Source organism: uncultured Turicimonas sp. (genome assembly GCF_902477955.1).
Classification (GTDB): Bacteria; Pseudomonadota; Gammaproteobacteria; order Burkholderiales; family Burkholderiaceae_F; genus Turicimonas.
This window is the reverse complement of the sequence record NZ_CABSJB010000061.1, coordinates 1-10830: the sequence shown is the minus strand read 5'-3', so window position 1 is coordinate 10830 and position 10830 is coordinate 1. Positions and strand designations below refer to the sequence as shown.

General features: G+C 43.1%; 12 protein-coding genes. 3 read left to right on the top strand and 9 right to left on the bottom strand.

Annotation, left to right across the window (positions count from 1 at the left end):
• Window positions 1-8 precede the first annotated feature (8 nt).
• On the top strand, window positions 9-152 hold the full coding sequence (locus RDK53_RS11880; protein WP_374041587.1) for a transposase: 144 nt from the start codon (window positions 9-11) through the stop codon (window positions 150-152).
• Window positions 153-712: 560 nt separating this feature from the next.
• Here the strand turns inward: RDK53_RS11880 and RDK53_RS11875 are convergent.
• From RDK53_RS11875 to RDK53_RS11860, 4 genes are all read right to left on the bottom strand, one after another.
• Window positions 713-2272, bottom strand: a complete 1560-nt coding sequence (locus RDK53_RS11875) for a 2-isopropylmalate synthase (protein ID WP_066592093.1) — start codon at window positions 2270-2272, stop codon at window positions 713-715.
• A gap of 135 nt (window positions 2273-2407) precedes the next feature.
• Window positions 2408-3286: a CDP-diacylglycerol--serine O-phosphatidyltransferase gene (gene pssA, locus RDK53_RS11870; protein ID WP_308515141.1), complete on the bottom strand. Its 879-nt coding sequence runs from the start codon at window positions 3284-3286 to the stop codon at window positions 2408-2410.
• A gap of 21 nt (window positions 3287-3307) precedes the next feature.
• Window positions 3308-4069, bottom strand: coding sequence for a phosphatidylserine decarboxylase (locus RDK53_RS11865; RefSeq protein ID WP_277036556.1), 762 nt, complete (start codon window positions 4067-4069; stop codon window positions 3308-3310).
• A gap of 163 nt (window positions 4070-4232) precedes the next feature.
• The gene (locus tag RDK53_RS11860) at window positions 4233-4982 is read right to left on the bottom strand and encodes an SIMPL domain-containing protein (RefSeq protein ID WP_308515138.1); all 750 of its coding nucleotides are present in this window, start codon (window positions 4980-4982) and stop codon (window positions 4233-4235) included.
• A 484-nt stretch (window positions 4983-5466) separates the two neighbouring features.
• Between RDK53_RS11860 and RDK53_RS11855 the strand changes: the two genes are divergently transcribed.
• A complete protein-coding gene (locus RDK53_RS11855; RefSeq protein WP_308515136.1) occupies window positions 5467-6456 on the top strand; it encodes an NAD(P)-dependent oxidoreductase in 990 nt (329 codons plus the stop codon).
• Window positions 6457-6576: 120 nt separating this feature from the next.
• Here the strand turns inward: RDK53_RS11855 and RDK53_RS11850 are convergent, their stop codons facing one another.
• The 3 genes from RDK53_RS11850 to RDK53_RS11840 all read right to left on the bottom strand — a co-directional run bounded on the left by RDK53_RS11850 (window position 6577) and on the right by RDK53_RS11840 (window position 8295).
• Complete coding sequence (locus RDK53_RS11850) at window positions 6577-7269, bottom strand: DNA-3-methyladenine glycosylase 2 family protein (protein WP_308515134.1); 693 nt, start codon at window positions 7267-7269, stop codon at window positions 6577-6579.
• The gene (locus tag RDK53_RS11845; RefSeq protein WP_308515132.1) at window positions 7259-7639 is read right to left on the bottom strand and encodes an antibiotic biosynthesis monooxygenase family protein; all 381 of its coding nucleotides are present in this window, start codon (window positions 7637-7639) and stop codon (window positions 7259-7261) included. The genes RDK53_RS11850 and RDK53_RS11845 overlap by 11 nt, the downstream gene beginning before the upstream one ends.
• Window positions 7640-7758: 119 nt before the next feature.
• Entirely contained in the window at window positions 7759-8295 is a 537-nt protein-coding gene (locus tag RDK53_RS11840; protein ID WP_308515130.1) for a methylated-DNA--[protein]-cysteine S-methyltransferase, read from the bottom strand.
• A gap of 121 nt (window positions 8296-8416) precedes the next feature.
• Between RDK53_RS11840 and RDK53_RS11835 the strand changes: the two genes are divergently transcribed.
• A complete protein-coding gene (locus RDK53_RS11835) occupies window positions 8417-9163 on the top strand; it encodes a helix-turn-helix transcriptional regulator (RefSeq protein WP_308515128.1) in 747 nt (248 codons plus the stop codon).
• Window positions 9164-9179: 16 nt separating this feature from the next.
• On the opposite strand, the gene RDK53_RS11830 is transcribed toward RDK53_RS11835, so the two are convergent.
• Together RDK53_RS11830 and RDK53_RS11825 are read right to left on the bottom strand one after the other, a co-directional pair.
• Window positions 9180-10343, bottom strand: a complete 1164-nt coding sequence (locus RDK53_RS11830; protein WP_308515126.1) for an aminotransferase class I/II-fold pyridoxal phosphate-dependent enzyme — start codon at window positions 10341-10343, stop codon at window positions 9180-9182.
• A 51-nt stretch (window positions 10344-10394) separates the two neighbouring features.
• A partial coding sequence (locus RDK53_RS11825) for an RNA-guided endonuclease TnpB family protein (RefSeq protein WP_308515124.1) occupies window positions 10395-10830 on the bottom strand: 436 nt, incomplete at its 5' end.

Sequence of the window (10830 nt, the reverse complement as noted above, 5' to 3'; positions counted from 1 at the left end):
GCCGTCTTATTAGAAAAAAGAAATATCGCTCCATTCGTAGTCAATTATGGTCAACTACTCTCTGGTCGCCCTCTTATTTCATTGCAAGTTGTGGAGGCTCCCCTACTTCGATTATCAACCAGTACATTGAACAGCAGAATACGCCTGACTGAAAAAAATTTTAGATTCGGCCCTTATATGGGGATGTTGCAAAATTCGATTTTTTCGAATGCAAAACATCCCTTTTTTATATCGCTTTTTTACGGTAATTGATTGTTCTACTTTTATTTTTTTAGTAGTTTCCAAAATCAAGCCTTCAAAGAACTCCCATTAATACGTCCAAAGTTATCCACATTTTTGGACAGTGAGGACAACAGAAAAGAAAGAGGTCCTCTAAAACGTCAAATTGATATATATGGCGAGTAATTTCATTGTTGCTCTTGCCAAAGCAACAGAAGGGTCGGCACCCTCAATTTGCTTTTAGATCAAAGAATTAATTCTTATATTTATTACTTCTAAATAATTAAGAAGGGGCTGAAAAATTCTTCTTTGCATAATGAATTTTGCAACAGCCCCTTTTACGGGCCTTTCTGATAAAAAATTCTTTATTGATAAAAGAATCTTGGGAAAGGCATTTAGAAAATCAACAGCGCGTCTTCAGCTCCGCTGTAAAGGAAGCGGCACATAAAAGTTCGAACTTTCATGTGCCGTGTTGAATTGAAATCACAAGAAATTAGACCGCTGCCGCATCGTTTCCGAATTGCGGATTCTTCTTCTCTCTTACAACATTGAGTTTATTCAATGCATCCAGATAGGCTTTAGCCGAAGCTGCTAAAATATCCGGGTCAGCTCCATTGCCGTTGACCATTCTGCCGCCAAATGACAATCGAACTGTAACTTCCCCCTGGGCCTGGGTTCCAAGAGTCAAAGCATTCACGGAGTAAAGAAGAAGTTCTGCTCCGCTCTTCGCACAGCTTTCAATCGCATTGAAAGTAGCATCGACCGGACCGTTTCCTTCGGCTTGTCCGTGACGTTCTACACCATTTTCCAGATAAACAATCTCTGCATACGGGCGCTTGCCGGTTTCACTAGCCTGCTTCAAAGAAACAAACTTAATGTTTTGTTGCTCTGTGTATTGCTCATCAAATAACGATTGAATATCTTCATCAAAAATATCCGTCTTTTTATCTGCGAGCTCTTTAAAACGAGCAAAAGCTTCATTAATTTCTTCTTCACTCTTTGTAGGAATACCGAGTTCTCTTACGCGCTGACGGAAGGCAGATCTACCTGACAATTTGCCGAGAACAAGCTTGTTGGTATTCCAGCCAACTTCCTCAGCCGTCATGATTTCGTAAGTGTCTCTAGCTTTTAAAACACCGTCTTGGTGAATACCGGAAGCATGAGAGAACGCATTGGCACCAACGATGGCCTTGTTCGGCTGAATCGGGAATCCTGTGATAGAAGAAACCAACTTAGAAGCTGGAACCAGTTGTCTTGTATCGATATAGCAGCCGAGGTTAAAGAAATCTTTTCTGGTCTTAACGGCCATTACAACTTCTTCCAAAGCGCAATTGCCTGCTCTTTCGCCCAGACCGTTGATAGAACATTCAATTTGGCGAGCGCCTCCGAAGTGGACTCCGGAGAGAGAATTAGCCACCGCTAAACCGAGATCATTATGACAGTGAACAGACCAAATAGCTTGATCTGAGTTGTACACATGCTCTCTCAGATTCTTTATAAATTCTCCGAAAACGGATGGAACGGCATATCCGACGGTATCCGGAATGTTAATCGTGTTTGCTCCCTCTCTGATAGCCGCCTCAATGATTCGATATAAAAATTCAGGCTCAGATCTGGAGGCATCTTCGCAGGAGAATTCGATATCGTCCGTGTATTTTTTAGCCTCACGGATCGCAGAAACCGCAGCTTCAATTACTTGGCCCGGCTGCAAATTGAGCTTTTTCTCCATATGCAGGGGAGAAGTAGCAATAAAGGTATGAATTCTCTTTCTGGGAGCGGCTTGAATAGCCAAGCCGGCCTTTTCGATATCTCTAAGGTTTGCTCGTGCCAAAGAACAAACTGTTGAGTTTTTAACGACCTGAGCAATAGCTTGAATAGCTGCGAAATCACCGGGAGAACTTGCTGCAAAACCAGCTTCGATAACGTCTACTCCCATTCTTTCCAATTGTTTAGCAATTCTTAATTTGTCTGCCTGCCCCATCGTGGCGCCCGGGCTTTGCTCACCGTCTCGAAGAGTGGTATCAAAAATGATTAATTTTTCCGGTGTATTCATATGGTCTTCTGAATTTAAGGTTTATAGGCTTAGAGTTGTATCTAATCCTATCAATTATATTGAGGTGTGAAAAGAAATCGTAGTTTTTGGCAAATAAAAAGGCGCCACTCGGGCGCCAAACTTTGATCAAATTAATTATTGCCGATCTTGAGCCTCAACAGGCTCTTCGGGTTCGTCTAATTCGATCTCATCTTCTTTGGGTCTGACCGGATTATCTTGCCCTGTGTACCAAAGATAGAACTGGTAAATAAATCCGCTGAGCGCGTAGCAGCAGAAGAGGACAAATACAACCAAAGCAGGATCATTTGCTACAACAAACAAAACAACTACGGCAGCAATCAGAACCCAGAAAGGAACACTCTTACCGGAATGGAAGCTCTTTCCGGAATAGAAAGGAGCGTTGCAAACCATGGTTAAGCCGGCATAAACGGTGATAACCAAGGCGAGCCAAGGCAGCCATGCAGCATTAACCGGAATTCTTTGATCAGCAGCAAGCCAAACGAAGCCAGCCACAAGAGCAGCCGCTGCCGGAGAAGGAAGACCTTGGAAGAAGCTCTTATCGACCACACCGACATTAGTGTTGAAGCGTGCCAGTCTCAGAGCCGCACCTGCACAGTAAACAAAGGCAGCCGCCCAACCCAGACGTCCGAGATCATGCAAACACCACTGATACATAACTAAAGCCGGTGCCATGCCGAATGCACACATATCTGCTAAGGAGTCGAATTCAACACCAAATTGGCTGGAAGTATGAGTCAAACGCGCTACGCGTCCGTCGCATCCGTCCAACACCATGGAGACGAAAATGGCAATAGCAGCTTTCTCGAAATCTCCTTGGATTGCTACGACTACTGCGAAAAAGCCCGAAAAAAGGCTGGAAAGAGTAAATAAGTTCGGAAGAAGATAGATCCCCTTCTTCTTTACCGTGTCAATTCTTTCCTTGACAATAGCCTGAGGAGTGATACGGGGTCTAGGAGCTAGATTTAAACGTCTTCTCGAGCGAGCGGCTTTCATCTTATCGCTTGGTGTGGGCATTTATGCCTCCTGTTTTTCAGCTGTTTGAGCCGGTTGAGCAACCGGGATTTCAACTTTTTCAGAAGCTTCTAATTCAGGGACAGGCTGACCTTGGACCGGTTCTTCTAATTTTTCCGGATTCAAAAGGGCGATCACTGTATCAGTGGCTCTGACCTTCTGTCCTACGAAAACTAAAACTTCTGAATTCAAAGGAACATAGATGTCAACTCTGGATCCGAAACGGATGAAACCATATCTCTGTCCTCTTTCAACTTCTTCACCAACATGCAGATGGCAAATGATGCGGCGTGCAACCAAGCCGGCAATCTGCACGAAAGTGATAACAGGACCTTCATCGGACTTGACGACAACAGCGTTTCTTTCATTTTGTTCGCTGGCCTTGTCCAGGTCGGCGTTAACGAAAGAACCGGGGATATATTCGATGGCTTCAACTTTACCGCCAACGGGGCAGTAGTTTGAGTGAACATTGAAAACATTCATGAAGGTAGAGATGAGCATCTCTTCCTTGCCTGTATACGGGTTAATACATTTTTGAATCTTGCAGATTCTGCCGTCAGCACCGGCTAATACAGCATGAGGTGTCTGGCTGACTGCCCTGGGCGGATCTCTGAAGAACTGAATAACGAAGGCCAACAGGACAAAGCAAAGGAAGGATATAAATCCTCCGAAAAGGAGCCAAACAAGAAGGGCCACAAAAATTGAAGCGCCTATGATGCCCCAACCTTCTTTAGCAAGAATGGGGTGGGATGAATTTGGTCTCACGAATAAATCTCCTTATTAGTTTCCGCAGATTCAATCAACTTCTGCGACTGTTTGTGCATATCTTGATTATTTTAGTCAAAAACCCTAGTGCATGAGCGCCAAAGAGCAAACAAAAACGCAAAATTAACCGATTTTCAACTAATCATTCGGGTTTGCAGTCGGGTTACTGTGGGTTGTCGGGTAGAATTTTCAGACTTGCCCGTGCGGATAGCTCTACATTTGAAGTACCCGCTTCGAAAGACGGCATCGTCACCCCTGCAGAAGAATCAGCAGCCATCATGGAACGCACAGCGAAGTTTCTTGGAGCAGAATCAAAACCTTGGTTAAACTCAAGCTTTTCTATATAAAAAGTTTCAACCGGAAGTTTCATGGCCAATGCAACATTAGCTGCCTTTTTGTTGACGTTTTCAACAACCATGCCAATTAATTTTTCCTGAGTAAGTTCTTTGGTTGCCTTTGTCAGGCCGTAGTTAATATTGTCTAAAGCCAATTTGGCATTTTGTGCAGTTTGAACTAGAGCAGGAACTCCTTCAATATCTTCTGTCTGAACCTGGATACGCTGGACGGCTTTCCAACCGACAATTTCAGGGGCCTGCCCTGCTTTTGGCTTGGAATAGACAGGAAAAGCGGAGTAACCGTAATTTTGAATTTTTGCTAAAGAGGAAAAATCAGAGATAGTCTTTTGTGCCTCGGCCATGATCCCATTTAGATTTGACTGAGCCGTAGGAAGATCCTCACTCTCAGAAACAGCCGAAAAAACCATCACTGCCAGATCATTCGGAATTTCCGAACTTGCTTGTGCAACAAATGTAAGATTTGAACCAGCCGGCAATGACTTTAGTTGGATGCTTTGAGCCGCAGCTCCTGTAGAAAGAATAACTGCGGCAGTAATAGCTGTTAAATATCTAATCATTTTTTTCCTTTGTTTGAGTAGGCTTCAATGATATACAAATAGCACCGAAATGTTCTTGTCTGAGGAAAAACGTGGCCCAAATTAAAAAATGGCACCAATTCTGTAAATCCTTGTTATTTTGTATACCAATTCTTAATTTGGTTAAATGAAAACTTGAAAATTATTGGTAGTATTGTCCGTGTTGTTTACAGGGGTGAAGAAAAATCTAAATAAGTCTGTGATTTATCCACCTCACAATCCTTAGTAATTTCCATGGATAGGTAGTTTATTTAGTCATATTAAATAAATTTGTAATATAGCGAAATTATGCTCTTACATTATGAAATAAATGACAAATGTCAAAGGTTTTAATTCCATTTAACCCCTAAAACTGACAAATTAAGATATAGGCGGTAAGTACTAAGTATTTTTACTCTATAACAAATCCCAATTTTAATTTGGACAACGGTTAAATAAAATGAAACCAATAATATGAGGTGCAAGTTTGAAACGTGTTGCAGTTTTTGGTGGTGCCGGCTTCATTGGCACCAACCTCGCCTATCGTCTTATTGAAGAAAATCGGCAGGTTTATAATTTTGATAACCTTTCGGGTTCGGGGAATCTGCTCAATATCGCTGATTTGATGCAGAAGCCACACCATATTTTTGCCCGCTGCGACGTTTCCCATGCTGATGAAGTCCGTCAAGCGCTTCTTACAGCTGCAGTAGATACAATCTTTGTCACGATAGCTCCCAGGAATAAGTCTGTGGAGGATGCTCTAGAGGGATTAAAGACTTTCTTAGATTCCTTAACTCTTTGGAGAAACAGGTTTGTTCGGAACCCTGAGAATGCGCAAAAGATTATTTTTCTGACAACCAGAACCTGCAAAAATGGTTTTTCAGAAAAAGCTGTACAGATGATTGACGGTTACGCCTCACAGGGGCTGCCTATAATAACTTTATCCGTTCCTTCGGTTTTCGGTCCATTCCAACAACCAGACAGCCCCACTCCTTTCATGATTTACCGTGCGATCGAAGGAGAAAGCATTCCGGTCGTTCCGGAAGCACTTATTGACGATCCTCTCGTCTCCGTGGACGATGTTGTATCGGCCCTTCTTTACATAGAACAGAACGGGGAGCTTGGAAAGCATTACCGTCTTCTTCCCCCGGGCTCCCAACTTTCTCAGCTTGAGATTGCTAACTCCATCTGTGATGTTCTCAATGCAGAAGTTCCTCCTCCAATGGGAAAGTATCAAGCTTTGATTGATGAACTGGATGCCCCGGCGATTCAAAATGGAATTTCTAACAGCTGGGAGAATGAACTCATTCCTTTGCAGATTGAAAATCCAAAAGAAATAAAAGCCGCTCTGAATGATACGGTTAGGTGGTACTTAAAGCATCCGGCTTGGTATTCTCAATCTAGAACCAGATTTTTTGATCTCTGGCAGGACAGCAATAATATTTTTAATTTTTCAGGACTTCAAAAAGTCAGTTGAGCATGAAGAAGGCTGCACCTTTCTTCCTGAAAATTGCAGGTGCACTCATGAGCTTTGCTGAAAAACTCTATTTCTTCTTTACAAACTAACCTGACTTTCACCGGACAACGTTGCGGAGCTTTATTCTCTCAAAACTTCAAAATTTATCTTTGTTTTCAGCGAGCAGTTTTTAGGTGCATAGTCCTTCATTTCCGGGACAGCTCCGCCAGCAACCGCCCAAAAGTAAAGACCTGCCACAGATGCGTAAGGAGACAAACGCTTTTTATATTTTTCAAAAAGCTTTTTAGAGATTTGTCGATGATGGTAAACCATCCGCATTCCTCTCAAGATGGCTAAGTCACCGAAGCTCAATATATTTGGACGCTGCATTGAAAAAATTAATAGCATTTCTGCCGTCCAAATTCCAACTCCATCGAGCTTTACCAATTCTTTGCAGACTTCGTTATCTTGCAAAGACTTGAGCCTCTCAATGTCTAAATCTCCGTCCACAACCTTCTTAGCTGCTGCCTTGATATATTCCGCTTTCTTAAAGGTAATGCCAAAGGTTTGTAAAGTTTCTTTATCCAAACCTGCAATATGTGTGGGAATCAGCGGATATCCAAGTTCATTCGTCATCCTCTGCCAAATTGTGGAGTGAGCCTTAGTAGAAATCTGTTGACCGACAATTGAGTGGACCAGCGCGGAAAATAAATCCGGAATAACCTCTCTTTCAATGTGGCCGACTTTATCGATGACCTCTCCTAGCCGCTTGTCTCTGGCTTTAAGGAAACTGATTTCCTTATCGCCATAAAAGAAGAAAGCCTCATCCTTCATCGTTTTCTTCCAGAAAGTATTTATTTGAATCTTCCAGTGCCTCTTCCCGCTCTTTGTTCCCGTATTCCCTTACTGCATTAGCAACGGTTATTCTGTAACTCTCGAACAGTTCAGACCGTCCTTCTTTCTGAGATATCCGATGTTCTATTGTGTTTCTCCATCTGTCAACATCTTTTTCACTTTTCCAGACATTCAAAGACAAAAGCTTGTTTTCGTCCTTCAAACTGACGAATCTTTCTGTACGGACGAGTCCTTCTTCCCCATTGAGAAGATGTTTAAGTTCTTCTGCTACCTTGAGATAGAGATCTGTTTTGTCAGGTAATAGCTTTACCTCAAACATTACAATCACATTTCGATTTATTTTGTTCATTTTTATTTGATCCTGCTATTACAGAGAGGAAGTCAGGTATCTCCATTTACTGTGCCACTTTCAACCGTCCTCATTGAAACTTCCTTGGATTCGCAGTTGTCTCTTCTAGATCCTTGAGCTCAAGAAGGAAAGAACTTTGCACGTTCATGTGATAACAGCCAGGTTTTAGCCTCAAAGCCCCCACCATAGCCGGTGAGCTTACCGTTCGCTCCAATAACTCTGTGACAAGGAACAATAATAGAGAGAGGATTAGCTCCAACGGCCCCTCCGACAGCCTGGTAAGCTTGGCATCCCACAGTTGCAGCTATCTCACCATAGCTCTTTGTTTCACCAAAGGGAATGTGCAGAAGAGCAGTCCAAACTCGTTTCTGGAAATCTGTTCCTATAAATTCCAGCGGAAGATCAAAATCTTCCCTTTTGACTTGAAAATATTCGTTCAGCTGCGCTTTCGCTTTTTCAATAACTGGAGAAGTTCCGGCTTCAAACTCTTTCTTTGTCAAACGACGAAAACGACTTAACGTCGGTAAACGATGCCAACCTTCCACCCAATCGCTCATGACAAGGCTGTTCCCGATAGATGCTAAATCTAGCCAGCCGCAAGGAGAACACCACTCTTGGTGGATAATCGCATCGTTGTGATCGGTACTTTTTATCATTTCGACTCCTTGTAAAAATATAATGATGACTTGACTTGAACTTTTAGAGAGGTGCTCTCTCAACCTCTTGGATAAACCCAAATAACAAAACGAACCTAGTTCTTGACCAGAACAATCAAAAATGCAAAACGAAACCTCTGACAAGTGGCAATCCATCTCTAAAGACTATATCGCCGGAGAAATGCGGCCCTCCCATAAACATTCCCGAGCCCAACTTCTCTATGCTTGCGAAGGCGTAATGCTTGCCGCCACTCGCCAAGGAAGAAGGATAATTGCTCCTTATCAGGCTCTTTGGATTCCGGCCGGCATAGAGCATTCAATTACATTTCTATCGGCAACTAAAATGCGTTCTTTGTATTTTGATAAGAGCGAATACAAAGATATCTTTGAATCAAAAAGCATTAAGGTCTTTGCTGCAACTGCTCTAATTCGAGAACTTATCGCAACTCTTTTTCAGCACCAATTCCCCGGGGCAAAGCAGGAAATGAGACGCCTTCTTCTGCTTTTAGTCCAAGAGACAAAAGCTTTTAACGCAGACGTCTTACTGCCGGAAGAAGAACCGTTACGTTCAGCGCTCAACGATTTACTTTATCATCGTGCCTGGTCAACTAGTGCACAAGAGCTAGCCAATAAATTAAATATGACCCCACGAACCTTCACCCGTCACTTTATCCGAGCTACCGGTATGAGCTTCCGAGATTGGAAACACCGGATGCACCTTATCTTTGCTCTTGAAAAAATTGCGAACGGGTTTCCTGTGAAATCAGCTGCAATTTTGGCCGGCTATAAGGACGCATCGGCATTTTCCATTCAGTTCAAGAATCTTTACGGAGCTTGTCCAAGCCATTTTCTCAAATCCGACAACTAGTCTTCAATCTCCCGGATTAAATAAAAACGTACTTGAGAAGTCGGTCGCACACTTCCTTCATCTTTGCAAACGGAATCCCAACGTTCATTCTGATTCCGCATGGAACATTGAAAGCCTTCCCGTCTCTCCAAATAACACCGGCTTCAACCCCTCTTAATAAAACTTCTTCTATGGCTACCCCATGTTTTTGACACCATTGAGAACATTCAAGCAACATCACGAATGTGCCTTGAGGCTTAACCAGTCGGACGCCCTCAAAATTTTGATGAATAAAAGAAGTGGCATAAGTAACGTTCTCTTCAAGAACTTGCTTAAGTTCATCTAGCCAGACTCTTCCCTGCTCTGAGTAAGCACCTATTAGTGCATGCATTGTCAGAACATTCATATCGTTGTAGTGAGACGTGCAGCTCTGCCAAGAAAGTCGATCCAGCAGTCTCTGGTTATAAACAATATGGTATGCACCGACGATACCGGCTAAATTGAAGGTCTTTGACGGAGAGTAAAAAGCCATTGTCCTTTCTTTTAGTGTCGGAGACACAGTTTGACGCGGAATGTGGTGGTTTCCGAATAAAGTGAAATCAGCCCAGATCTCATCACAGATAACGTAAATATCATATTTTTCACAGAGATCTGATAACCGTTCCAGCTCCTCTCGGTTCCATACCCGGCCAGTCGGGTTATGAGGGGAACAAAAAAGGAGAGTATGGATTTTGTGTGGTTGGATTTTTCTTTCCATATCAGCGAAATCCATTCGCCAAACTCCAGCTTCATCTTCGACCAAATCACTCAAAACAATCTCGTAACCATTTCGTTTTAACTGAGTTAAAAAAACAGAATAAATGGGTGAGTGAACAAGGACTGCTCCTCCCCGATCCGTGAAGACGGATAAGGCGCTTGTGACACCTCCTAAGACGCCGTTTTTGTACCCAATGTTTTGCTCTGACAAATCCGTTACGCCGAAGCTGTCTTTTTGCCATTTCTTGATTGCTTCGTAATATTCTCCAGAGGGTGCAAAATAGCCAAAGATTGGATGATCCAACCGTTTTTTGATTGTTTCGATTACGCACGGGGTTGTAGCAAAGTTCATGTCTGCTAGCCATAAGGGAATTGGGTCAAATCCCGGTTTTGGATTTCTAACCAGCAATTGCCATAAATCATTTTTTAATCGATCCTCAGACATCGAATCGTGTCCGCACCTATCAACCGTTCTGCAATACCTATGCAAACCTAATCATTTTTGATTAAATCCACTGCTTGCTTCCTGCTTCTCCGAAGACGGTTTCACTCTAGTCTTTCGACTCGAGCCAGAGCCTTCCTCTCCACAGACTGTCACGGTGGAGCTCACCGCCATATTCTTCAAATTAATCGCCGCATTAAGGTCTCGGTCATGGTCTGTTCCGCAACCAGGGCATTTCCATTTGCGAACCGACAAAGGCAAGGATTCGAGCTTATAGCCGCAAACAGAACAAGTCTTGCTGCTTGGGTAGAACCTATCCGCAACTACTACCTGGCCGCCCCGCATTGCTGTTTTGTATTGCAGCTGTCTGCGAAACTCGTAAAAACTCATGTCGGCAACTGCTCTGGACAAATGACGGTTTTTCATCATACCGCGCACGTTTAAATTCTCAATCCCGATACTGTGAAAGCGGCGAGTCAAATCCGTCGTC